Source organism: Rhodococcus sp. WB9 (assembly GCF_007558985.1).
Classification (GTDB): Bacteria; Actinomycetota; Actinomycetes; order Mycobacteriales; family Mycobacteriaceae; genus Rhodococcus_F; species Rhodococcus_F opacus.
Window position 1 is genome coordinate 988,769 of record NZ_CP041769.1, and the last position, 23,745, is coordinate 1,012,513.

The window sequence follows — 23,745 nt, forward strand, 5'->3', positions numbered from 1 at the left end:
GACTCACCCCGCCTTGCGCACCAGGGCCCGGTGGGCCTGCTCGACCTCCGCGGCGACGTTCTCCTCGTTCACGGTGATCACTCTCCCACGCTCGACGACCGCTCGCCCGTTCACCAGAAGCAACTCGAGCGGCGGTGTGACTCCGAGCACCAGCGCGGCCACCGGATCGGTGATGCCGGAATGTGCGAGGGTGTCGACCCGCCACAGTGCGAGATCGGCCAGTTTGCCGGGCTCGAGGGAGCCCAGTTCGTCCTCCCTGCCCAGGACGCGGGCCCCGCCGCGCGTGGCGAGTTCGAGGGCGGTGCGCACCGTCATCTCGCCCGGGCCGCCGCGGGCCCGCGCGAACAGCACGGCGTGCCGGGCCTCCTCGAGCATGTTGCACGCCTCGTTGCTGGCGGCGCCGTCGACTCCGAGCCCCAGCGGAACCCCCGCCGCGTGGAGGTCCTTGGCGCGGGCGATCCCGGCGCCGAGGCGCGCATTGGACGTGGGGCAGTGGGCTGCCCCGGTTCCGGTGCCTGCCATCGCGGCGATCGCGACGTCGTCCAGGTGGACGGCATGCGCGTACCAGACGTCGGGGCCCACCCAGCCGAGTTGCTCCATGTATTGCACCGGGGTGCAGCCGAACCGCTCGTGGCAGAAGTCCTGCTCGTCAAGGGTTTCCGCGAGATGAGTGTGAAGACGCACGCCTGCGGAACGGGCGAGGGCCGCGGCCTCGGTCAGGAGGTCGCCGGTGACGGAGAACGGGGAGCAGGGGGCCACCGCGATCCTCAGCATCGAGTCGGGAGCCGGGTCGTGCCAGCGGTCGATGACGTCCTGGGTGCCCTTCAGGACGTCCTCGAGACGCTCCACCACCGAATCCGGTGGCAGTCCGCCCTGACTGTGGCCGAGGTCCATCGACCCTCGGCTGGGGTGGAACCGGAGCCCGACGGTCTGCGCTGCCTCGATCTCGGCGCCGAAGACGTCGCCGCCGTCGCGCGGCACGACGTAGTGGTGGTCCGTCGTGGTCGTGCATCCGTGCTTCGCCAGCCAGGCCAGACCGCCGGTGGCCGCGGTCCGGACGGCGTCGGCGTCGATGCCCGCCCAGATCGGGTACAGGGTGGTCAGCCAGCCGAACAGGGTGTCGTCGGCGGCGAGCCCGCGGGTGATCCACTGGTACAGGTGATGGTGGGTGTTCACCAGCCCGGGGGTGAGCAGGCAACCCCGTCCGTCGACCACCCGAGCGCCGTCGATCACCGGCGCGGGACCGGCACCGACGTCGACGATGCGGTTGCCCCGCACGACGATGTAACCGTCCGGGTACTCGGTGCCCGCCGCGTCGACAGTGGCGACGTGCGCACCGGAGACGACGACGGTGGCCGGGCCGGCGGACATCAGCTGAGCCAGCCCGCGTACGCCGACCACGCGGGTCCGGCGTCCGGAGCGTCGGACCGCTGCACCGTCGCCTGGATCAGGCCGTACGGGCGGTCGGCGGCGTGGAATACCTCGTTGTCGTTCTCCACCCCGAAGCGGGCGAGATCGTGGGCGAAGTGGTGCTTGTTGGGCGCGGACAGGCGCACTTCCGCGAGCACGGGGTAGCGCTCGAGGATCGCCTTGCCGATCTCGTACAGCGTCTGCTGCAGGGCGAGCGAGTGGACGGTCGCGAACGTCGCGACGATCTGCTCCTTGATGCCGGCGTAGACACCGTTCCAGTCGACGTCGGTGGTGACGAACCGCCATTGCACGACAAGCGAAGTCGCCATCACCCGGTCGTGGGTTTCCTCGAGAATCGTGTACTCGTCCTTCAGGAATCCGAAGAACTCGCTGCCCGTGGACTTGAGGATCACCAGATCCTTCAGCCCGCCGACCACCCACGTACCGTCGGCGTCGACGGTGATCGCCGCGGTGCGCACCTCCTCACCCTTGCGCACCCAGGTGTGGTCGTGCTCCGCTCCGTCGACCACCGCGCGCTGCCAGGCGTATTCCTCGATCTCGATGCGGGCGCCCTCGACCGGGGCCACGTCGTCCACGAAATGTCGTGCCAGCGTCAGCCCGTACTCCTCGATGGAGTCGAGGCCCTTCTCCTTCGCGTAGGAGTACGCCGTCTGCTTCTGAGTGTCGGTGGGCAGCACCGAACTCTGGTCGCCGGCGAGATGCGCCGCCGAGAAATCGCCGCGTAGGCAGGTCGACACGCTCACGTCCCGGATCTCGTGCCGGGGGGTGTCGCGGTAGATCCGCACGATGCGGTTCTCGGCTTTGCCGTACTGGTTGTCGCCCAGGACGATGGCGCCGGTGAGGTCGGTCATTCTTCAGCTCCCGCGGTAGGTGGAATAGGCGAAGGGGGACAACAGCAACGGGACGTGGTAACCGCGCTGCGGGTCGTCGAGGACGAACGTGACGCACACCTCCGGGTAGAACGTGTCCTGGCCGCGGGCGGCGAAGTACTCGCCGGTCTCGAAGACCAGCGAATAGGTGGCCGCGATCAGACCCTCCGGCGCGATCTCGGCGATCCGGCCGTCCGCATCGGTCGACGCGCTCGCGATGACGTCGCGTTCAGGTGACAGCAGGTGAACGAACATCCCGGCCGCGGGTGTGCCGTCGGTGGCGTCGAGCACGTGGGTGCTGAGGATCTTGGACATCAGTGTGCCGTGTCTCCGATCTCGCCGAGAAGGCGTTCGAGGCGTATCCGGTTGATGGCGGCCAGCTCGGTCCGCAGGATCTTGCGCTCCGTGACACTGTCGTTGCCGAGGCGGTCGCGCAGCACGCCCAGCAGTTCGTGCGCCGACCGACCGGACGCGCACACCAGGTAGACGTGCCCGAACTTCTGCTCGTACTCCTCGTTCCCGGCCCGCAGGCGCGCGCGGACGTCGTCGTCGGCGGCGGCGACCGCCGACTGTTCGCGAGCGGACGACGGGTTGTCCGCCCGGTCGCCGATCCTCGGATGGCCGGCCAGGGCCGCGTCGATCTCGGACTCCCTCAGGTCGCCGAGCACGTTTTCGGCGGCGGTGTACAGCGCGTCGGCGGACGGAAACGGACGGCCGGCGGCCATCCGCTGCGCCCACACCGTCGACGAGCAGCACTGCACGAGCAGATCGACGGCCCGCGCGTCGCTCAGTGCGTTGAACGCGATCAGGCCGGGCGGTTCGGTCATGAGGGCTCCTCGCTCGTGCGCCTTTTCGGTACCTCTGGCTACCACTATGGCGCACCGGTGGCGGTCAATTCGGCGATAAGCCCTGCTTCGTCGACCCTGGTGCTGTGGCCGTCCCGGATCAGCATTTCGCCGTCGACCAGCACGGTGTCGACGATCTGCCGGCTCCCGGTGGTCAACAGTGTCGCGCCCGGGTCGCGGACGGGCAGGCAACCGAAGTCGCGCTCGAAGCGGATCAGGGTCAGGTCGGCCGTGCCGCCGACGGCCACACCGTTCGGGCGGGACGCGAAACCGAGATTCTCGTTCGCGCCGTTCGTCGCGAGGTCCATCATGGCGTCGAATCCGAACAGGTCGGCCGTCTTTGTCCGGGGTGATGACCGCGGATGCCTCACCCACGGTCTGCAGCCAGCTGAGCAGCGGCTGCCCCTCGCCGATGCCGCGCATCAACGACTGCTGCAGGTGGGTGTGGGTGTTGACGAATCCGGGGATCAGGTACGCCCCGGCACCCTCGACCGCCGTGGCCCCCGACGGTGCCGGAGCGGTCGGGCGGATCTCGGTGATCAGACCGTCGGCGATCAGGACGTCGCGGTGCGGCAGCCAGTTGCCGTTCGAGTAGACGGTGACATCGGAAATCAGATCGGGATGCATCCGCATCCTCCATGGGTTCTCGGGAGTGCGGCTGGTTCGCGCCCGCCGGACACGGGTAGGTCTCGGGCCGACGGAGGCGCAGAAGTCGACGAGTGCCGCGAGCAGGGCCTCGCGCGCCGACAGTTGCGGGGCGTGATCGCTGTCCAACGTCACCACCCGCGCGCCCGGCACCCGGTCCTGCATCGCACGCTGCGTCACGAGCGGCACCGAACGGTCGAGCGTCGCCTCCACGTACAGGCGGGGGACGGAGCCGAACCGCTCCGGCGTCCACACCGGGGCCATGAGACGTGCAGTCTCGAGTTGCGGCAGCAGCTTTCGAGCAGCAGTGATCGCATCACCGGCCGACGATTCGTGAAAGAACACGACGGCTGCGGCTTCCGGCGGCACAATGGTCCCGGATCCGTCGGGGGTCGACTGCAGCCAGGCCGAGATCCCGACCGGTTCCGGTAGGCGCAGGTCTGCGCAGAGGTCGCCGAAGTTGCTTCCCGAGGGCAGCATCATTCCGGCGACGTACGCCACACCCGAGATCCGGTGCGGAAGGCGCTCGGCCACCTGGGTGGTCACGATGCCGCCTCCGGAGTGACCGACCACGAACACGGGCCCATCCAGCGAAACGATGTGCGCCACGACGACATCCGTCACTGCGTCCAGATCGGTTCGCGCACCGTCCGGCCAGTTTCCCACGCCGGGAAGGTCGAGTGCGTGCGGCTCGTACCCGCTGTCGCGCAACGGCTCCAGAATTGTGTCCCACACCCAGCTGCCCGCCCACGCGCCGTGGATCAATACGACGTGCCCACGGGTCACCGGGCGGCCGCCCGGTCCGCCGCGGCGAGGACCCGCTCGGCCTCCCGCCCCGCGGCCGTGTTCTTCTTGCCGTGACGCGAACCCGCCAGTTTCGCCTTGATGTGCTCACGGACCGTCACCGGTGCGTATCCGTCGTCGGAGTGTTCGCACAGTCCCGGCAGGGTCGCGATCACCGCGTCGACGTTGCCGTCGTGGAAGAACGCCGCCGATCGCCGGCGCTTGATCGTTCCGTCGACGACGGGCGGAGTCACCCGGTGCAGCGTCGACATCCACCGGTCGTTCGTGAGCCGGGCGGTGAGATCGCCCAGGTTGACGAGCAGTGCGCCCTCCGCGGGGCTCACATCGTGCCAGCGCTCGTCGCGCCCGAGCACCTGCAGGCCTCCCACGCGATCGGTCCACAGCACGGTGACCAGCCCGAAGTCGGTGTGCTCACCCATGCCGGTCAGCTCGCCGTCGAGGGTGACGCCGCCCTCCGGCAGCGCGTAGTTGTTCATGCGGAGGACGTCGATGGAATGGTCGGTCAGGGCGGTGAAGAAGCCCGGATCGAGCCCGAGGGCGTCGGCGAACACCCGTGTCAGGGTGCGGGCAACCCGCTCGCCGTGCGCGTAGTAGGCCTGCACGCTGTCCGTGAAGGAGGGCACCTCCGGCCACACGTTCAGTCCGTAGTCGTCCTCGGACAGGTCCAGCTCCGGGAACGACCGGGCCTCCGTTCCGACGTTGTAGGCCTCGAAGAAGTCGTTCATCCGGGTGGCCGGTTCGACGCCCAGGCTGAGGCTGAGCGACTCGCTCTTCGGCGGACTGTACCCGCGGTTGGCGCCCTCCACGCGATACGTCTTCTTCGTCTCCAGGGGCAGCGCGAAGAAGTCGTCGACGGCGCCGGCGAGTCCCTCGATCACCGGTTCGGGGATGCCGTGACCGAGGATCTGGATGAATCCGACAGTGGCGCAGGCCGAGTCGATTTCGCGCGCCACCCGGGCGCGTTCCGTATCGGACCCGCCGGTCACGTACGGGGAGATGTCGATGACGGGGACGTCGAACGGCTCAGGCACGGGCGGCAACATGCGGCTCCTCGGAGGTCGGGGGAACGGGGTCGGTTGCGATGACGGGTGCGGAGGCGGCGCGGGCGGCGGCGCCGATCCGGGTGTGGTTGAACAGCAGGTTCAGGGAGAACGCGGAGATGGCGGCGAGTGTGATGCCGCTGCCGAGCAGGATCTGGGCGGACGAGTTGAAGTGCTCGAACATGCCCTCGGCGAACTCGGGGAGCAGGCCGATGCCCACCGACACCGCGACGATGGTGGTGTTGATCCGGTCGCTGAGATCCACCTTGCGGAGCGTGTTCATCCCCACCACCGCGACCGTCGAGAACAGGATGATGCCGACACCGCCGACGACCGGCGCGGGCAGGGCCGCGACGACGGTACCCATCTTCGGGATCAGTCCGAGGACGATCAGGATCGCACCGCTGGTGGCCGTCACGTACCGGCTGTGGACGCGGGTGGTGGCGACGGCTCCGACGTTCTGCGTGAAGATCGTGTCGACGAACGCGTTGAAGATGCCGCCGAGTACGCCGGACAGTGCATCGCCGACGAGGCCGCGGGCCACGTCGCCCTTGGCGAGGGGCTTTCCGGTGATCTCGCCGAGGGCCAGCATGCTCGCCGTCGACTCCGCGAACACCACGGCCATCACGATGCTCATCGCCACCACCGCCGTGATCGGGAACTCCGGTGCCCCGAAGTGGAACGGAGCGGTGATGCCGAACCAGGGGCTGCCGGAGACGCCGCCCAGGTCGATCAGGCCCATCGGAACCGCGACGAGCGTGCCGATCGCGAGGGCGAGGAGCACGCCGAGCTGGGTCCAGATCCCGCGGCCGAGGCAGAGGAAGGCGATCGCGACGAGCACGACCACACCGGCGAGTATGATGTTGCCGGGATCCGCGAAACCGTCTGCCGTCGGATCGTTTCCGACGATGAGGCCGGCGGCGACGCCGATCAGGGAGATGCCGACGACGGTGAGGACGACCCCGGTGACCAGCGGTGGGAAGAACCGGATCAGCCGCGCGAAGGGTACGGCGAGGGCGAGTCCGACGAGGCCGCCTGCGAGCATCGAGCCGTACACCGCCTGCAGCCCGTATTCCTTGGCGATGAGGATCATCGGAGTCAGGCCGGCGAACGTGGCACCACAGACGATCGGTAACCGTGCGCCGGCCAGCTTCCCCACCCCGAGGCTCTGGATCATCGTGATGATGCCGGCGATCATAAGGTCGGCGCTGATCAGCAACGCGACGGTGGACTTGTCGAGTCCTACTGCGGCACCGAAGACCAGCGGGACGGTGATGCAGCCGGTGTACATGATGAGCACGTGCTGCAGACCGAAGGCCGCTTGCCGCACCAAGGGCAGGCGCTGGTCGACTGCGTGGAAGGTCATGGGTCGATCTCCGTCCGAGTGAAGGGAGCGTTCGAGTTCACGTTCTATTGAGCACGCCAAACTTTTCTCAGCAGGGTCAATTTCGTTTCGTCCGTGTTATCAGTCGCGGTTTCCGCGAAACACGGTGCTAGCGTTCGCCTCATGGACGAGGATCAACGCACGCTGGCCGTCGCCATCGGCGCGGCGATCAGGTCGGCCCGGCGTGACGCGGGACTGACCCTGCGCGACGTGGCGGCCAAAACGGGACTGTCGCAGCCGTTCCTGAGTCAGGCGGAGAACGGCCACTCGGTGCCGAGCGTCATGAATCTGCACCGGGTGGCCCAGGTGCTGGGAACCACGGCGCACGCCCTGCTCGAACAGGGCGCGCGCACGCCCACCAGCCTCGTGCGCAGCCGGGAGGGCAGGCGATTCGCGTTGTCGGACGGCTCCGTGCTGCGGTTCTGCTCCACGGGCGTGCGCGCGATGGAACCGAACGAGGTAACGGCACAACCGGGTTCGCAGGCCGGCGAACACACCGAACACGCAGGCGAGGAGTTCATCTACGTCATCGACGGCAGCATTCGGGTGGAGGTCGGCGTCGAGGAGAGTTACGTGCTCGACCGGGGAGACACGCTGTACTACCCGGCCACCGTGCCGCACCGGTGGTTCAACGACGCCGCGGAACCCGCGCGGTTCCTCATCACGAGCACCCCGCCGTCCTTCTGACCATCAGCGGCCGAAACCCTCGAGCAGTCCGGTGTACTTCTTGGGCAGGGGAGCCGCGAATTCCCCGTGCGCGCCGGTCCGCAATCCGAGCGTCACGAGGGACTGCACCATGAGGGTGGCCGCCGCCACGCCGTCGACGACCGGCACCCCGAGTTCCGCCGAGATGACGGCGCACAGGTCCGCCATGCCCGCGCACCCCAGCACGATCGCGTCCGAACCGTCCTCGTCGAGGGCGACCCGGCAGGCCTCGGTGATCACCTTCACCGCATCCGGGTCGCGGTCGAGGTCGAGCACGGCGATCTCGCACGCGTGCACCCCGAGGCAGAACCGTTGCATTCCATACCGTTCGGCCAGTTCCCAGGCCCGGCCCCGGGTGCGTCCCAGGGTCGTGACGACGCTGAACCCGCGGCCGAGGAAGCTCGCGGCGTGCATGGCCGCCTCGGCGATTCCGAGCACGGGCCCGGACGCCAGTTCGCGAGCCGCGTCGAGGCCCGGGTCGCCGAAACAGGCGATCACGTAACCGTCAACCCCCGCCTCCTCACCGCGGGCGATCTCCTCGAGAAGCCCGGGGACACTGAGTGCTTCGTCGTAGTGACTCTCGATCGAAGCGGGACCCAATTGCGGGCTCACCGCCTCGACGAGCGTCCCCGGCCCCGCGACGGAGCGGGCGCAGTCGCCGATCTTGTCGGTCATCGACTGGGTGGTGTTGGGGTTGACGATCTTGATGTGCACGTTAGTCGACCTATGCTTCGATCGGGGCTGTGCGATGCGCACGACGGGCACCGGTGGACAACCCGAGGTAGCAGACGAATCCGACACCCATGCCGAGGAACCACGAGTACTGGGCCGCCCCCGCCATGCCCCACACGTCGAGTCCGAACGGCTGGGCCTTGAGGATTACGGGAATCATCGCGACCAGGGCTCCGATGACGGTGGAGATGATCGCAGCAGGGTTGTAACCCTTCTTGTACCAGTATGTTCCGCCCTCGGACATGGTGAACATGTCGTCCAGGATCACTCGCTGCCTGCGCACCAGGTAGTAGTCCGCGATGAGGATTCCGAACAGCGGTCCGATGAACGCCCCCAGCGTCTCGAGCGTGTAGTGGATCACCTCGGGATTGTTGTACAGGTTCCACGGTGTGATCAGGACGGATCCGACGGCGGCGATCATTCCGCCCGTACGCCAGCTGATGCGCTGCGGGCTGACGTGCGAGAAGTCGAATGCCGGGGAGACGAAGTTGGCGACGATGTTGATACCGATGGTGGCGACGATGAAGGTGAGGAGGCCGAGGACGACGGCGAACAGGTTGTCCATCTGCGCGACCGTCTCGACGGGGTCGGTGATCAGGCGGCCGTACACGGGCAGGGTCGCGGAGGCGGTGACGACGGTGAGGATCGAGAAGAACAGGAAGTTCACCGGGAGGCCGAGGAAGTTGCCGCGTTTGACCGCGCCGAACGTCTTGCCGTACCGGGAGAAGTCGCCGAAGTTGAGCATCGGGCCCGAGAAGTACGACACGACAAGGGCGATCGCGCCCAGCACCACGGGCACAGCCGACCAGCCGGTGTAGTTCACCTCGCCGAGGTTCAGGCTGATGTTCGACCATCCGGCCTCGCTGATCAGGTAGATCGCGAGCATCAGCATCACCACGTAGACCGCGGGACCGCAGAAGTCGATGAACTTGCGGATGCTCTCCATGCCACGCCAGAAGACCAGCGCCTGCAGCACCCACATCGTCATGAACCCGGCCCAGCCGAGCGCCGACAGTCCGAGGAATCCGTGCTCGTGCACGTCCGCCCAGGGCGCCAGACCCGGCCAGATCTTCAGGCCGAGGATCACGAACGCGTGCGACGCCAGGTACGTCTGGATTCCGTACCAGGCCACCGCGATGAGGCCGCGGATGATGGCCGGGACGTTGGCGCCGAGAACACCGAAGGCGCTGCGGCACATGACCGGGTAGGGGACGCCGGTGACCTGGCTGGGTTTGGCCACCAGGTTCGCGAACACGTTGACGATCGCGATGCCGACCACCAGCGCGACGAGGACCTGCCAGCTGGTCAGTCCGAGCGCGAACAGGCTGCCCGCGGTGACGTAGCCGCCGACGCTGTGCACGTCGGACATCCAGAACGCGAAGATGTTGTACGACGACCACGACTGCGTCTTCAGCGGCGCGAGATCGTCGTTGGTGAGTCTCGGGTGATAGCCGGGCTTGATCAACCCGGCGCCGGCCAGGTGTGCACCGGGGACGGTTTCCCCCTCGTTGGAGGGTGCTGTCTGAGTCATCGTTTCGCTCCCTGGTGCAGTACGGACACGACTGCGTCGACGTAAGGGTGCCTCGGTGAAAAGCACACCACCGAAGTGCTGGGAGCAAAAGTAGTTTTCGGATATTTCCTGGTTGTGACGGCGAAGATATATTCTCGCCGGCGCACGGTCCGAGCCGAGAATATATCTTGCCGGACGGCCTACCCGGGCGTGTCCCGGAAGATTCCGGTGTCCGTGGGGAGGGCGGCGATCACCGTGTCGAGTTGTTCGTTGTGCCGGTCGGTGGCCGCCTTCAACGCCGCGGCGTCGCGGGCGAGGAACGCCGCCAGCATGTCCCGGTGCCCGAGGTGAAGTTGCAGCCGCGCCGGCGTCCCCACCTGCGACATCGGCTGCACGGGCTCGGTGATGTTCCACGCCGACTCGAACATGTGCAGCAATCGCTGCATCCGGCACGGCGATGCCAGGGCGAGGTGGAAGTTACGGCTCTCCCGGTGGTACGCGGTCAAGTCGTCCTCGAGAACCGAGCGGTCGAGTGCCGCGTACGTCGCCCTGGCCCGTGCGTCGTCGGCCTCGTCGGCGAGGGTGATCGCCACGGAGTGCGCCGCCGACTCGAGGACACCCCGCACCAGGTAGAGCTCCTCGAGTTCGTCGACGGTCAGCCGGGCGACCGTGTACCCGGCGTTGGCCCGGTGGTCGACGAGACCTTCGCCGATCAGCGTCTTCAGCGACTCGCGGATCGGGATGCGGCTGACGCCGAAGTGCTCGGCCACCTCGTCCACCGGGATCGGGGTGCCCGGCGGGGCCCCGCCGCTGAGGATCACCCGGCGCAACTCCTCCAGGATCACGGTCTGCGAGCTGCCGGGATCCCGGTTGGCCAGGTTCGTGACCAGCACCGATGGTCGTCGCGGGGGCATCGGGTAGTCCTCAGGCGGGGTGTACGGCGCGCCAGTGGCGGGCGATCTCGATGCGCCGGGCGACCCACACGTCGTCGTGGGACTGCACGTGATCGAGGAACCGCTCCAGCGCCGCGGTGCGGGCGGGCCGTCCGACGATGCGGCAGTGCAGACCCACGGACAGCATCTTCGGCGCCCCGGCCGTTCCCTCCGCGTACAGGACGTCGAAGGCGTCCCGCAGGTGCGCGAAGAACTGCTCGCCGCTCGGGAAACCGCCGGGCGACGCGAACCGCATGTCGTTGGTGTCGAGGGTGTACGGCACCACCAGGTGGTCGACGAGGCCCTTTCCGGGGGCGTCGACCTTCACCCAGTAGGGGAGGTCGTCGGCGTACGAATCGGAGTCGTACTCGAAGCCGCCGTGCTCGACGACCAGCTGCCGGGTGAGCGGGGAGTCGCGGCCGGTGTACCAGCCGAGCGGGGCCTCGCCGGTGAGGTCGCGCAGGATCTCCACCGCCACGGCCAGGTCCTTGCGTTCGGTGTCCTCGTCGGAGAGCTGGTACGACTTCCACCACAGACCGTGGCAGGCGATCTCGTGACCGAGTTCGCGAAAGGCGCTGACGGCCTCCGGGTTCCGCTGCATCGCCTTGGCGACCGCGAAGATCGTGAGCGGTAGCCCTCGTCGCTCGAATGCCCGGAGCACGCGCCACAGTCCGGCGCGGGATCCGTATTCGTAGATCGATTCCATGCTCATGTGCCGGTTCGGGAACGGTTGGGCCCCGACCATCTCGGACAGGAACGTCTCCGATGCCTCGTCGCCGTGGAGCACGTTGTTCTCGGCGCCCTCCTCGTAGTTGAGGACGAACTGGACGGCGATCTTCGCGCCGCCCGGCCACTGCGGATCGGGTGGGTGCTGCCCGTATCCGACCAGGTCACGGGGGTAGCTGGAGTCGAAAGCGTGGGTCATGATTCCAAGCCTGCCCGACCCGCCTCGGTCAGGGAACCCCACAGGCGCAACCGCGCCGTGCCGCCGTCCCGTTCGCGGACGCTCGCCTCGCCCGGGGGCGGACTGTGGAAGCTGGGCGCGGTCAAGGTGTTCGGGGTCACGGGTGCGGCTACCTCCTGATCGGGCGTGGGGGCAAGTGTAGGGCGTCGAAGTGGGTGTTGCGGGCGGTCCTCGTGCGCGGGAAGGTGCTCAGCTCCCCGGAACCATCGCCCGGGTGAGGAGGTCGCGCAGTGTGTCCACCGTGCATCCGGGGGCTTGCGCGCGGACAGCGTCCTCGTCGAACGCGCCGCACGCCAGTCCCCGCAGGATCACTGTCGCGAGCGCCTGGGCGGTGGCCGGTTCGTCCATCACCCCGCCGCCCTGGCGGTCGAGGTAGGCCTGCACCCGGGTGGCGGCGGCGGGTAGCGCGGCGCGGTAGAAGTCGAACGTCGCGAGCCAGCGGGTGATCAGATGCCCGGGATGCATGTCCCATCCCTGGTAGTACCCGCGTTCGAGCGAACGGGTGACGAGCCGGTAGTGCCGGGCCAGCGCGGCGTGGATCTCCTCGTCGCTGCCCTGCGGGATGACTTGGGTGGATCCGTCGCACACCCACACCCCGGTCTGGGCCGCCGCCACCAGCATCACGGACTTGGCGTGGTCGGCAACCGGATGCTCGAGCGACTGGAACCGTGACGCGATTCCGCAGGCCGCGCTGTAGTCGTAAGTGCCGTAGTGCAATCCGGTGCAGCGTCCGTCCGCGAGGTGGACGGCCTTCGCGACGGTCACGGTGCCGTCCGGTCCGAGCACGGCCTGGGGGCTCTCGATCTGCAACTCGAAGCGCAGCGACCTGTCGGGGAGCCCGTACGCGCGCTCGAGTTCCTCGCACAACGCGACGACGGCGGTGACCTGCTGGGCCGCACGCAGTTTCGGCACCGTGAACACGAAGCCGTCGGGAACCCCACCCGCGCCTTCGAGGACGAGTTCGAGCGTCCGGATCCCGCGGCGGCGCTCGTGCGGGGCCAGGCCCTTCGCGCGGATGCCCAGCGACCGCGGGCCGGACGGGTCCGAGGAGAGCAGTCGCAGCGTGCGTCCCGCCTCCAGTGCGGCAGCGTCCTCGACGTCGTCGCTCCGCCAGCCGAAGCCGTCCTCGAAATCGATCCGCAGATCCATGATCGGACGGTGCTCGAGCATCGCGCGGACGTCGGGAAGCGCACCGGTCGTTCCGATTTCGGACAGCGCCTCCGTGTGCCTGTCCAGCAGTTCGACAGCCTGCTCACCCCACACCCTCGGGGTGTCGGGTCCGGCGTCCGCCGCACTCACGTAGACGGTGTGGACGGGCTGCGGTTGCTGCCGATCACCCGGAAAGGCGTCCGCGAGGTCGGTGTCGACGGGGTCGAGGAGTGCGTCGACGCGGTCGAAACCGCTGTCGGGGACACGGCTGAGGTACTGGGGGTTCACGCCACGATCTTGGCAGAAACGCGGGATTCTCGTCGTCCACACCCCGCCGGGTGGTCTTCGTTCAGGCCGTCGCACCGCGCAGATACGACTCGACGGCGCGGGCCAGCTGCCGCACGCTGCGATCGGTCCCTGGCTCGATGCCGTCGAGTGACCGGGCTCCCACGAAACGGTCGAAGACCAGGCCTTCGACGACGCTGACGAAGTCCGCGCCCGCGTTCTCGGGGTCGGCGACGCCGAGAGCGTCGAACAATTCGGTGGCGCGGGCACGGGAGAACAGGCACGTCGCGAGGAGTGCGTGCAGGTCGTCGTCACCGGACAGTTCGACGGTCAGCGCGTGCCGCGCGACGACGTCGTCGTGGCGGGTGCGCAGCAGCCGGTCCAGCGACCGGGCCACGCCCTCGGCGACGGAGGCGAGGTCGAGTGGTGGGGCCGTCGTGGTCGCGAATTCCTGCCGCGAGCGGTCGGCGAGCCGGCGCACGGCGGATTCGATCAGGGCTCGCCGGGTGCGGAAGTAGTAGGACGTGGACCCGCCCGGGAGATCCAGTGCACGGTCGACGGCCCGATGCGTCAGCGCGCGCATGCCCTCCCGCGCGATGATCGTGATCGCCGCGTCGGCTATCCGCTCACGCCGCTCGGGCACGGTGTCTGCCTCCTCACATCGGCTTGTCGCCCGAGACTCTACATTCGTAGTGTTTCCACTGTGGATGTAGAGGTTCTGTTGGACGACGCGCAGCGCGCGGCCGCGGCCGTCCTGTACGAGACCACCGAGGGGCTGGAGCAGGGGCGGCCCGGGATTCGCGGCGTGTACCTGTGGGGACCCGTCGGACGTGGCAAGACGTGGTTGACGGACCGCTTCTACGGGTCGGCGGAGGTCCCGAAGCGGCGCGTGCACTTCCACTCGTTCTTCCGCCGGCTCCACGCCGACGCGCACACGCTGGGTTCCATCGACCTCGCGATCGATGCGGCACTCGGGGACGTCCGGCTGCTGTGCTTCGACGAGTTCCACCTGCACGACGTCGGGGACGCGATGCTGGTCGCGCGACTGCTGAAGGTCCTGTTCACCCGCGGGATCACGCTGGTGGCGACGTCGAACTATCCACCGGAGGGGCTGCTGCCGAATCCGCTGTTCCATCACCTGTTCGCGCCGTCGATCGCCGTGCTGGAACAGAATCTGACCGTCGTGCGGGTGGCCGGACCCGTCGACTACCGCACCGTGGCCACGGCGGACGGCGGGTTCGCTGCCGGACGTTTCGTCCGAGCTTCCGACACGGAGCCTCCGGCACTGTCCGAACGCGTCGCCCTGACCGTCGGGACCCGCACGGTGACGGCCTCCGCGGTGCGGGACCGCGCGGTCTGGTTCGAGTTCGCGGTGCTGTGCGGTACCCCGACCGCACCCGCCGACTATCTCGAACTGTCGGAGCGGTTCGGATGCTGGGCGATCACCGGTGTGCCCCGACTGCGGGAGGCCGGCGCGGAGACCGTGCGGCGGTTCGCGAACGTCGTCGACGTGCTGTACGACCGGGGGACTTCGCTGACCCTGGTGGCCGAAGCATCGTGGGACGAGGTGTTCGCCGGACTCCACGGCACCCTCGACGTCGACCGGCTGGTGAGCAGGCTGTCGACGCTGAGCCGGTGACCACCGAGGCAGACCCGTGCGTGGGTCGGCCCCGGTGAATCGATCAGACGTACCGGCTGTATGCGGGGAGGTCCAGCTGGCCGTTGCCGGACAATCCGATGACCACGACCTCCGGTTCGGTGACGGTGCGGGCGTGCGCGATGGCCGCGGCCACGCCGTGCGTCGATTCCGGAGCGGGGATGATGCCCTCGGCGCGGGCGAAGAGCAGGCCCGCGGCGAGTGCGTCGTCCTGTTCGATCGCGGTCGCCTCCATCAGCCCGAGGGCGACGGCGTGCGAGACCATCGGCGACATGCCGTGGTACCGCAGGCCACCCGCGTGGATGGCGGGCGGAACGAAATCGTTGCCCAGCGTGTACATCTTCAACAGCGGCGTCAGGCCGGCGACGTCGCCGAAGTCGTAGCGGTATTCGCCCTGCGTCAGCGATGGGCATGCCGCAGGCTCGCAGGCGACGAGACGGGTGGTGGTGCCCTCGCGCAGATTGCGACCCAGGAACGGGAAGGTCAGGCCCGCGAGATTGGAACCACCGCCGGCGCAACCGAATACCGTGTGCGCGACAGGCTCACCCGCCTCCTCCAGCTGGACCATCGCTTCCTGGCCGATCACGGTCTGGTGGAGCATGACGTGGTTGAGGACGCTGCCCAGCGAGTAGTGCGCGTCGGGGTTGTTGGCGGCCACTTCGACGGCCTCGCTGATCGCCATGCCCAGCGAACCGGTGGTGTCGGGATGCTGGGCCAGGATCGCCCGCCCGGCTTCGGTGAGGTCGGACGGAGACGCATGACAGATGCCGCCGTAGGCCTCCATCTGGAGTCGGCGGTACGGCTTGGCGTCGAACGAGGCGCGAACCTGCCAGACCTCCACCTCGAGGCCGAGCAGGGCGCCGGCGAACGACAGCGACGCGCCCCACTGGCCCGCACCGGTCTCGGTGGTGAGCTTGGTGGTCCCCTCGAGCGCGTTGTAATAGGCCTGTGCCACAGCCGTGTTCGGCTTGTGCGATCCGACCGGGCTGACACCCTCGTATTTGTAGTAGATCCGTGCCGGTGTGCCGAGCACTCGCTCGAGCCGGTGTGCGCGCACCAGCGGCGACGGGCGCCACATGCCGTAGATCTCGCGGACCGTTTCGGGGATCTCGATGTACCGTTCCGTCGCGACCTCCTGTTCGATCAGGCTCGTGGGGAACAGCGGTGCCAGGTCCTCCGGTCCCAGTGGCTCACGTGTGCCGGGATGCAGGTGCGGCGGAACGGGTTCCGGAAGATCGGCGGCAAGGTTGTACCAGTGCGTGGGTACGGCCGAGGGAACCGAAACCCCCAGAGGTTCCAGCGATCGAGCCAGTTCGGCTCCGGTTACCGGGGACGTGGTCAAGTAACTCTCCTTCGTGGATGGATACGTCCCGAACATGCTGCGCTGTCCGCCGCCGCGAACGGGTGATTTTCCCGGTCCGCGCGTGTCACGATGGAGGGGCAACTCGGGAGTGAGGATGCCGGACCGTCGCGTGCGAAGCAGGGTCGTCCACACGGTCGCCCTGCTGGCGGCCGTCGTGACGGTCACCCTTGCGGTCCGGGTGGTCCCCGCGCCCGACACCCCCGCGACACCGTCGGAGCCGGGCGCAGGTGCGACGCGCGCCCTGGTCATCCTCTCGGCGATCGCCGTCGTCGTCGCGGCGGTCGCGCTGGCGTCCGCCCTTCGCAGCGGCCGGCCGCGGGTCGCCCCCGACCCACCGCCGGCAGGGCTCACCGGAAACACCGGCTCCTCGGTCTCGCGCCGGCACATTCTCGGATGGGCGGCGTTCGCCGCGCTTCTCGTGGCCGCGGCGTTCCTCCTCGGGTCCGTCGGTGGAGACGAACCACTCGACCGTCAACCGTCGCCGGCGAGCCCGGCCGCCGACGACGGGGCCGGCCGAACCGACGAGGCCGTGCCCACCGAGACTCGTCCGCCGCCCGACCTGGTGGACGAGACCCGCGAGGATCTGACGGAAGTGTGGACCGCTGCAGCGATTGCCGGTCCGATACTGGTGACCGTGTTGATCCTCGGCGCCGTGGCCCGGCGCCCCCTCCGGGCGCGGGTCGGCGCCTGGACCGCGGCGAGTTCCCCCGACGGTCCGGCTGCCTCGCAGTCGCTGGCCCGCGCAGCGGAGGAAGGTCTCGCCGCGGTCGTGGTCCCGAGTCTGCCGCCGCGCGAGGCCATCATCGCCAGTTACGCGGCCATGGAAGATGCGTTGCGCGAGGCGCCGGGCGCCGAACCGCGGGAGTCGGACACCCCGTCCGAAGTGCTGGCTCGCGCAGTGCAACTAGGAGCGCTGCGCTTCGAGGCGGCGGCGCCGCTGGTGCGGCTGTTCTCCGAGGCACGGTTCAGCCTGCATCCGATGGGCGAACAGCACCGCGACGAGGCCGCCGATCTGCTCCGGCGTGTACTCGACGACCTGGGTAGCGACGCGTGCTCGCCGTCGCGGTAGCCGGTGTCGGGGCCGTGCTGGCCGCGGAGGTCCCGCTGGTGGCCGCCGGTCGGTACAGTGCGGCCGTGCTGGTCGCGGGAGCGGTGACCGCGCTGGTGCTCTTCGAGATTCGACGACGCATGGCACCCGTCGACGTCGACGACCAGCCGCCGGGAATGGAGGCGGAACGGGCCGAGGTGACGGCCCGATGGATGGCGCGGACGGAATCATTGATCAGCTGGGCGGACGGTACGCGCGGCGACTGGGATCACCATCTGCGTCCGCTCCTGGCGCGTGAGTTCCAGCAGTCCACCGGACAGCGGCAGGGACTCGACCTCGCCGAGACCGCAGCCGCGGGTGAGGTGTTCTTCGGCGACTTGTGGCAGTGGGTCGATCCCGAGCGCGTGCAGCGCTCCGACAGGGCCGCACCCGGTCCGGGCCGGGACGTGCTCGACCGGATCCTGCAACGGCTGGAGCAGCTGTGACGATGCCTGCCGAGGTCACCACCGCGCGCGCCCACGCGGTGCTGGCGGAGGTCGAACGGGCGGTGGTCGGCAAGCACGACGAACTCACGTCGATCCTGCTCGCGGTACTCGCCGGCGGGCACGTGCTCATCGAGGATCTGCCTGGACTCGGAAAGACTTTGGTGGCGCGATCGTTCGCTGCCGCGCTCGGACTCGACTTCACGCGGGTCCAGTTCACCCCCGACCTGCTGCCCGCCGACCTGCTCGGCGCCACCATCTACGACATGCCGTCGGGTCGGTTCGAATTTCGTCCGGGCCCGATCTTCACCAACCTGCTTCTCGCCGACGAGATCAACCGCACCCCACCCAAGACCCAGGCCGCACTGCTCGAGGCGATGGCGGAGGGACAGGTCAGCGTCGACGGCACCACCCGGATCCTGCCGCGTCCCTTCATCGTGCTCGCCACCGACAATCCCATCGAGTACGAGGGCACCTACCCGCTGCCCGAGGCGCAGCTGGACCGGTTCGCGCTCCGCCTGCGACTGGGGTACCTCACCGAGACCGACGAGCACGAGATGCTGCGCCGGCGGCTCGACCGGGGATCCGCCGCCGTCGTCGTCGAGCAGGTGGTCGATGCGGCCGACCTCCTGGCGATGCGCGAATCGCTCGAGCAGGTCAGTGTTCATCACGACGTCCTCGGGTATGTCGTCGCGCTCGCGAACGCCACCCGGCATCACCCGCAGGTCGAGGTCGGGGCCAGCCCCCGCGCGGAACTCGACCTCGTACAGCTGGCGCGGGCGCGCGCCCTGCTCTCGGGCCGCGACTTCGTCATTCCCGAGGACATCAAAACCCTGGCCGTTCCCGCTGTCGCGCACCGCATCAGCCTGCGACCGGAGATGTGGGTGCGCCGCATCCGCAGCGACGACGTCCTCGCGGAACTGCTGCGCCGTCTCCCCGCGCCGAGGGCCCGATGACGGAGCACCAGTTGACGTGGCGGGCATCGCCGGCAGCCCTCGCACTGACGACCTGCGCCGCCGTGGCACTGACGGCAGGTGTCGTGGGGCGGTGGTGGGAACTGATCGTGTTCGCCGCCCCGATGCTGGGAGCGCTCGGCACGGTGACGTGGTTGCCCCGTCCGGCCACCGGCGTCCGCGCCGAGGCGTCGGCGCGCACGCTGCGGTGCTTCGAATCCGAGTCCGTGCACTTCTCGGTGGACGTGACGGCGTGCGGTGGTGCGGCGGAACTCGAGGTGGCACCGGCGCCGTCCGACGGCTACACGGTCGAGCACGTCGGCGACGGCGACTACGTGGTGTCGGCGGACCGGTGGGGCCGGTACGAACCCGCCCTGACGGTCACGGCACGTGCCGGCGGCGGCCTGCTCACCGCCTCCCTCCCGGTTCCCGTCACGGAACTGCGGGTGTTCCCGTTGGCGCCGCCTGTGCCGACTCCGTTGCCCCACGCCACACTTCCGGACCGCATCGGCGCGCACCGCACCCGCCGATTCGGTTCGGGCGTCGAGTTCGGGGACATCCGGCCGCACGCGCCGGGGGATCCGTTGCGCAGCGTCAACTGGCCGGTGAGCGCCCGGCGCGGCAGGTTGCACGTCACCGAACGGATCATGGACCGCGCCGCGGACGTCGTGGCCGTCCTCGACACCACCCCGCAGGCGCCGGGCCCGGCGTCGGAGAGCCTGCACCGGACCGTGCGCGGCGCTACACAGGTGGTGCAGACGGCCCTGCAGCGCGGCGACCGGGCCGGGGTCGTCGTCCACGGGTTCCGGCTGCGATGGCTCGGCGCCGACATCGGACGCAGGCAGTTCTACCGAATCCTCGACACGGTGCTCGACTCCGACGCCGGCGCCTCCGAAGGCACACTCGTCCCGCGGGTCGCGTTGCCGCCGAGGGCCGTGGTCATCGCGTTCTCCACCATGTTGGACACCAACTTCGCGCTGTCGCTGCTGGAGCTGAGGCGGCGCGGTCACGTTGTCGTGGCCGTCGACGTGCTCCGCGGCCCGCCGTTCGAGTATGAACTCGATCCGATGACCGGCAGGATGTGGCGGCTCGAGCGGCGGAACATGTACCGGAACATGGGTGTTCTCGGGGTCCCGGTGGTGGCGTGGGACGACGATTCCGCACTGGATCTGGCGCTGGCCCTCGCCGATCGTGCCCGCCGGCCGTCGGGGGCACTCCGATGAGGTGGATTGCGGTGGTCGTGGTGCAGGCGGCGCTGGTCGCCCTCGTCCTGGGCAACGCGTCCGCGTTCGCGGCGGCCGCCGCGGGTGTCGGGGCGACGGGACTGCTGCTCGTCGCGTACACCGGTCTCGCACCGGGAATCTCGACGCTGCTGCTGGGCGCGGTCGTCACCGGCGCCGCGGCGTCTCTGGCAGCGGCACTGCCGGACGGGCCGGCATGGATGTGCCTGCTCGGGCCGGTTGCGGCGGTGGTGCTGTTCCTCGTCGCGGTGTGGCCGTACGTCGCCAGGCGCACGCCCACGACCGAGGATCAGAAGCGGCGGATGCTGTAGATGTGGAACTGCGACAGCGGCGCCAGACCCACGGGCACGCCGCGCCCGTACGCATTGAAGACCTGACCGAAGCCGGCGTAGATACCGATGTGCGACGCGTCCGGGTTGAGCACCACGATGTCGCCGGGAGCCAGCGCCCACAGCGGAATGGGTGCGCCGACCTCGGCCTGCTCCCATGTGGTGCGTGGCAGATTCACCCCCGCCTGCCGGAATGCCCACTGCACCAACCCCGAGCAGTCCCACGCGTCCGGACCCGTCCCACCCCACAGATAGGGCTTGCCCGTCTGGGTCGTCGCGGCCGCGAGCGCGGCCAGCCCGGTCGGGGTGGGAATGGGTGTCGGGAGAACGGACGAACCCATCGAACTGCCGCCGGTGCTGCCGCTGTCGGAACTGCCCGCCACCGGTGCGGCGTTCGCGGGAAGAGCAACGAGGGCGGTCGCACAGAACGCGAGAGCACCGGCAACGGCAGCGCGTCGCACGGGACGGAGATGTCTGCGCTGGGACACGAGGTCCCCCCTTTGTTCGCTACTGCTCGTGGAGAGCCGTGGAACCGCCCCGACCATCGGTTGACACGTCTCGATGAGGTCACGGAAAGCGTACAAAGTGTTGCGGCATCATGCCTGATAATTGCGAATATCCGTCCGAAGTGGGCGGATTCGGTCAAATTTCGGTAACTGTCACCCCTGGGCCAGGGTCAGCACCACGTCTGCCAGGGCTGGAGCATGATCGCGCTCGGGAACCGTGGCCGAGATGAGGAGCCGGCCCTCGTCCCGCCAGATCCGCGTGTGCAGCGTCTCGCCGGGAAAAACCACCCCCGCGAACCGGACTCGGAACCCCGCGACCTGCGACGCGTCCGAGTCGAGCATCGCGTCCACGGCCGCTTTACACACCATCCCGTACGTGCACAGGCCGTGCAGAATCGGGGCGGGAAACCCTGCGGCGGAAGCGAACTTCGGGTCGGAATGCAGGGGGTTGCGGTCGCCGCACATCCGGTACATCAGCGCCTGCTGCGGAAGGACGGGGGTGTCGACCTCGACGTCGGCAGGCCGGTCGGGCAACTCGACGGACTGGGCCGGTCCGCGCTCACCCCCGAAACCGCCTTCGCCGCGGGCGAAGATGGACGACCGCCCGGTCCACAGGGGAGTGCCGTCGAGGTCGGTGGTCGTCGATTCCTGCACGATGACGGCGGCCTTGCCCTTGTCCCATACTTCGGCGATTCGGGTGGTGGTGCGGGCCTTGCCCTCCGGCGGGATCGGCTGGTGCACGGCCACTTCCTGGCTGCCGTGGACCACATTGGCGAGGTCGATCTCGACTCCCGGGAACGACACACGCGGGGCCTCGGTCGCGTGGAAATTCGCGGCCACCGTGGCGAACGTGGGGAGCACCTGCGGCTTCCCGTCGGTGAGGTACCGCAACTCCTTCTCGTCGAGCGGACGGGATCCGGCACCGAGAGCGAGGTGGTAGTGCTGCACGTCGGAACTGGTCCAGGAGTACTCCTGAACGGGCAGTTCGGCTCCGATGGCGATGTTCGGATCAATGGGCATTGGTGGTGTCTCCGGTGAGTGACGTCGGGGAATCGGCCTGGGAGGACTTGTCGAGGATATCGAGAACCGCGAGATAGCCGAACGTCATCGCTGGGCCGATGGTCGCGCCGGGGCCTGCGTAGGTGTGGCCCATCACCGGGCCGCTGGCATTGCCCACCGCATAGAGGTTCTCGATCGTGCTGCCGTCCTCCCGCAGCACGCGGGCGTTGCGGTCGGTGCGGAGACCGCCCTTGGTGCCGAGGTCGCCGGGGACCATTTTGACGGCGAAGAACGGCGTCTTCTCGAGCGCCCCGAGGCTCGGATTGGGCTTGTTGCGGGGATCCCCGTAGTAGTGGTCGTAACCGCTCTCACCACGGCCGAAGTCCTCGTCCTTGCCGTTCCGGGCGAAAGTGTTGAAACGCGAGACCGTTTCGGTGAGTGCGTCGACCGGCACGCCGATCTTCCCGGCCAGCTCGGCGACGGTGCCCGCCTTGACGATCACACCGGCCTTCAGCCAGCGACCCGGGAACGGGGAGCGCGGGGTGACTCCGGCGAACGCGTACCGGTCGCGGTAACGCTGGTCGAGGACGAGCCAGCACGGCACGTTCTCGCCCGGTCCGTCGCCCTGCCCGTGCGTGCCGCCGTACATCGCGTGCGTCGCCTCGACGTACGGCGCGGATTCGTTGACGAAGCGTTTGCCGGATTCGTTGATCATGATGCAGCCGGGCAGGCTCCGTTCGGACAGCGCGAACCACGGGCCGCCGGTGAGCGGGATGGACGGTCCCCACCAGGCGTCTTCCATCAGATCGAGCGCGGCGCCGAGCTTTTCGCCCGCCCAGATGCCGTCGCCCGTGTTGGCCTTCGCGCCGACGGTCCATTCGGTGCCGATCGGTGCCCGCTGATACTTCTTGCGGGCCTCGTCGTTGTGCTCGAAGCCGCCCGAGGCGATCACGACGCCGCGGCGCGCCCGGAACACCTGCGGCTGTCCGTCGACCGTGGCGTTGACGCCCTTGACCACGCCGTCCTCCACATACAGGTCGGTGAGCGGGGTGTCGAGCAGGATCGGGACACCGGCGGCCTTCAGTCCGGCCTGCAGTCCCGCGACGAGCGCCTGACCGCGGACGAGCAGGCGCTTCCCGGTGAGCTTGGCGCCGAGGAATCGGAGCCCGACCCGGGCGGCGCGCAGCGGGCCGCGCGGGTTGCGCATCAGCAGGTTCAGCCAGCGGTAATCGGCCTGGGTGATCACGAAATTCGACGGTGCCTTGACGTAATCGGGTTCGAGCTTCGCGAGGTCGGCGCCGAGCTTCCTGCCGTCGAACGGTGTCGGTTCGACGGACCGTCCGCCGAGCCGTCCGCCGGGGGCCTCGGGGTAGTAGTCGGAGTATTCGGGCACCCACTGCAGTTTCAGTGGGCTGTTCTTCAGCACGAACGACAGCATCTCGGGGCCGCGGTCGATGTAGGCGTCGATCCGGTCCTTCGGGACGACGTCGCCGATGATGCTGTGCAGGTAGGTCCGCGCGGCGTCCGTGGTGTCCTCGACTCCCGCGGCGATCAGCGCCTCGTTGTTCGGGATCCACACGCCGCCGCCGGAGCGTGCGGTGGAGCCGCCGAAGTGCGGCGCCTTTTCGAGGATGACGACGCTGAGTCCCTTGTGGGCCGCGGTGAGGGCCGCGGTCATTCCACCGGCACCGCTACCGACGACCACGATGTCGTATTCGTGCTTGCTCATGTAGAACACGTTATAGAATGATGGGGTTGTCAGTCCATCCTTTCTGCCAGGAAGTATTACTGACGCCAACAAACAAGAACGAAACACGTTGCAGTGGAAACCGGTGGGCGTGCGCACGCAAACGAACTTCAGGGAAGGTCCTC

Annotated in this window: 24 protein-coding genes and 2 pseudogenes; 7 read left to right on the forward strand and 19 right to left on the reverse strand. The window is 68.8% G+C overall.

The genetic code is table 11. The features are described from left to right. Positions 1-3 precede the first annotated feature (3 nt). From FND50_RS04755 to FND50_RS04790, 8 genes and pseudogenes are all read right to left on the reverse strand, one after another. Complete coding sequence (locus tag FND50_RS04755; protein WP_144288971.1) at positions 4-1,371, reverse strand: 8-oxoguanine deaminase; 1,368 nt, start codon at positions 1,369-1,371, stop codon at positions 4-6. Further along, a complete protein-coding gene (pucL, locus tag FND50_RS04760; protein WP_037242142.1) occupies positions 1,371-2,282 on the reverse strand; it encodes a factor-independent urate hydroxylase in 912 nt (303 codons plus the stop codon). Before pucL ends, FND50_RS04755 begins: the two co-directional genes overlap by 1 nt. A gap of 3 nt (positions 2,283-2,285) precedes the next feature. Then, the gene (gene uraH / locus FND50_RS04765) at positions 2,286-2,615 is read right to left on the reverse strand and encodes a hydroxyisourate hydrolase (RefSeq protein ID WP_144284920.1); all 330 of its coding nucleotides are present in this window, start codon (positions 2,613-2,615) and stop codon (positions 2,286-2,288) included. Continuing rightward, entirely contained in the window at positions 2,615-3,127 is a 513-nt protein-coding gene (gene uraD / locus FND50_RS04770; RefSeq protein ID WP_005568753.1) for a 2-oxo-4-hydroxy-4-carboxy-5-ureidoimidazoline decarboxylase, read from the reverse strand. The genes uraH and uraD overlap by 1 nt, the downstream gene beginning before the upstream one ends. A gap of 426 nt (positions 3,128-3,553) precedes the next feature. After that, positions 3,554-3,778 (reverse strand): annotated as a pseudogene (locus FND50_RS37720) (amidohydrolase); the annotation flags it as partial. A gap of 54 nt (positions 3,779-3,832) precedes the next feature. After that, positions 3,833-4,576 (reverse strand): annotated as a pseudogene (locus tag FND50_RS04780) (alpha/beta fold hydrolase); the annotation flags it as partial. Further along, positions 4,573-5,637: an isopenicillin N synthase family oxygenase gene (locus FND50_RS04785; protein ID WP_144284921.1), complete on the reverse strand. Its 1,065-nt coding sequence runs from the start codon at positions 5,635-5,637 to the stop codon at positions 4,573-4,575. The pseudogene FND50_RS04780 and the gene FND50_RS04785, both read right to left, overlap by 4 nt. Further along, positions 5,618-7,000, reverse strand: coding sequence for a uracil-xanthine permease family protein (locus FND50_RS04790; RefSeq protein ID WP_144284922.1), 1,383 nt, complete (start codon positions 6,998-7,000; stop codon positions 5,618-5,620). Before FND50_RS04790 ends, FND50_RS04785 begins: the two co-directional genes overlap by 20 nt. Positions 7,001-7,141: 141 nt before the next feature. Here FND50_RS04790 and FND50_RS04795 point away from each other — a divergent pair, with 141 nt between their 5' ends. Then, on the forward strand, positions 7,142-7,705 hold the full coding sequence (locus tag FND50_RS04795) for a helix-turn-helix domain-containing protein (RefSeq protein WP_144284923.1): 564 nt from the start codon (positions 7,142-7,144) through the stop codon (positions 7,703-7,705). Positions 7,706-7,708: 3 nt separating this feature from the next. Here FND50_RS04795 and FND50_RS04800 read toward each other — a convergent pair whose 3' ends face one another. From FND50_RS04800 to FND50_RS04825, 7 genes are all read right to left on the reverse strand, one after another. Continuing rightward, entirely contained in the window at positions 7,709-8,437 is a 729-nt protein-coding gene (locus tag FND50_RS04800; RefSeq protein WP_144284924.1) for an aspartate/glutamate racemase family protein, read from the reverse strand. A 10-nt stretch (positions 8,438-8,447) separates the two neighbouring features. Beyond that, positions 8,448-9,986 carry an NCS1 family nucleobase:cation symporter-1 gene (locus FND50_RS04805; protein WP_007295525.1) on the reverse strand — a complete coding sequence of 513 codons (1,539 nt, stop codon included), beginning with the start codon at positions 9,984-9,986 and terminating at the stop codon, positions 8,448-8,450. Between the two features lie 179 nt (positions 9,987-10,165). Beyond that, positions 10,166-10,879, reverse strand: a complete 714-nt coding sequence (locus FND50_RS04810) for a GntR family transcriptional regulator (protein ID WP_037206963.1) — start codon at positions 10,877-10,879, stop codon at positions 10,166-10,168. Between the two features lie 10 nt (positions 10,880-10,889). After that, positions 10,890-11,822, reverse strand: a complete 933-nt coding sequence (puuE, locus tag FND50_RS04815; RefSeq protein WP_144284925.1) for an allantoinase PuuE — start codon at positions 11,820-11,822, stop codon at positions 10,890-10,892. Next, positions 11,819-11,962, reverse strand: a complete 144-nt coding sequence (locus tag FND50_RS35975) for a hypothetical protein (RefSeq protein ID WP_186301235.1) — start codon at positions 11,960-11,962, stop codon at positions 11,819-11,821. Before FND50_RS35975 ends, puuE begins: the two co-directional genes overlap by 4 nt. Positions 11,963-12,050: 88 nt before the next feature. After that, complete coding sequence (locus FND50_RS04820) at positions 12,051-13,298, reverse strand: DUF6986 family protein (RefSeq protein ID WP_144284926.1); 1,248 nt, start codon at positions 13,296-13,298, stop codon at positions 12,051-12,053. Between the two features lie 61 nt (positions 13,299-13,359). Beyond that, positions 13,360-13,938 (reverse strand): TetR/AcrR family transcriptional regulator, encoded by a 579-nt coding sequence (locus FND50_RS04825; protein ID WP_007295522.1) that lies wholly within the window; start codon positions 13,936-13,938, stop codon positions 13,360-13,362. A 78-nt stretch (positions 13,939-14,016) separates the two neighbouring features. Between FND50_RS04825 and zapE the strand changes: the two genes are divergently transcribed. Continuing rightward, positions 14,017-14,934: a cell division protein ZapE gene (gene zapE, locus FND50_RS04830; protein ID WP_144288972.1), complete on the forward strand. Its 918-nt coding sequence runs from the start codon at positions 14,017-14,019 to the stop codon at positions 14,932-14,934. Positions 14,935-14,977: 43 nt separating this feature from the next. Here zapE and FND50_RS04835 read toward each other — a convergent pair whose 3' ends face one another. Continuing rightward, on the reverse strand, positions 14,978-16,294 hold the full coding sequence (locus FND50_RS04835) for a TrpB-like pyridoxal phosphate-dependent enzyme (RefSeq protein WP_144284927.1): 1,317 nt from the start codon (positions 16,292-16,294) through the stop codon (positions 14,978-14,980). A gap of 115 nt (positions 16,295-16,409) precedes the next feature. Here FND50_RS04835 and FND50_RS04840 point away from each other — a divergent pair, with 115 nt between their 5' ends. From FND50_RS04840 to FND50_RS04860, 5 genes are read left to right on the forward strand one after another with little or no spacing between them, the layout of a single operon-like run. Continuing rightward, positions 16,410-17,384, forward strand: coding sequence for a DUF4129 domain-containing protein (locus tag FND50_RS04840; RefSeq protein ID WP_144284928.1), 975 nt, complete (start codon positions 16,410-16,412; stop codon positions 17,382-17,384). Continuing rightward, entirely contained in the window at positions 17,366-17,848 is a 483-nt protein-coding gene (locus FND50_RS04845; RefSeq protein ID WP_144284929.1) for a hypothetical protein, read from the forward strand. The genes FND50_RS04840 and FND50_RS04845 overlap by 19 nt, the downstream gene beginning before the upstream one ends. Continuing rightward, on the forward strand, positions 17,845-18,801 hold the full coding sequence (locus tag FND50_RS04850) for a MoxR family ATPase (protein WP_144284930.1): 957 nt from the start codon (positions 17,845-17,847) through the stop codon (positions 18,799-18,801). The genes FND50_RS04845 and FND50_RS04850 overlap by 4 nt, the downstream gene beginning before the upstream one ends. Further along, a complete protein-coding gene (locus FND50_RS04855) occupies positions 18,798-20,021 on the forward strand; it encodes a DUF58 domain-containing protein (protein WP_144284931.1) in 1,224 nt (407 codons plus the stop codon). The genes FND50_RS04850 and FND50_RS04855 overlap by 4 nt, the downstream gene beginning before the upstream one ends. Continuing rightward, a complete protein-coding gene (locus tag FND50_RS04860) occupies positions 20,018-20,350 on the forward strand; it encodes a hypothetical protein (RefSeq protein ID WP_144284932.1) in 333 nt (110 codons plus the stop codon). The genes FND50_RS04855 and FND50_RS04860 overlap by 4 nt, the downstream gene beginning before the upstream one ends. On the opposite strand, the gene FND50_RS04865 is transcribed toward FND50_RS04860, so the two are convergent. The 3 genes from FND50_RS04865 to kstD all read right to left on the reverse strand — a co-directional run bounded on the left by FND50_RS04865 (position 20,329) and on the right by kstD (position 23,602). Then, entirely contained in the window at positions 20,329-20,856 is a 528-nt protein-coding gene (locus tag FND50_RS04865; protein ID WP_005244825.1) for an NlpC/P60 family protein, read from the reverse strand. The two genes, FND50_RS04860 and FND50_RS04865, sit on opposite strands and share 22 nt — an antisense overlap. Positions 20,857-21,027: 171 nt before the next feature. Then, a complete protein-coding gene (locus FND50_RS04870) occupies positions 21,028-21,894 on the reverse strand; it encodes a MaoC/PaaZ C-terminal domain-containing protein (RefSeq protein ID WP_144284933.1) in 867 nt (288 codons plus the stop codon). After that, positions 21,884-23,602: a 3-oxosteroid 1-dehydrogenase gene (gene kstD / locus FND50_RS04875; RefSeq protein ID WP_144284934.1), complete on the reverse strand. Its 1,719-nt coding sequence runs from the start codon at positions 23,600-23,602 to the stop codon at positions 21,884-21,886. The genes FND50_RS04870 and kstD overlap by 11 nt, the downstream gene beginning before the upstream one ends. Positions 23,603-23,745 lie beyond the last annotated feature (143 nt).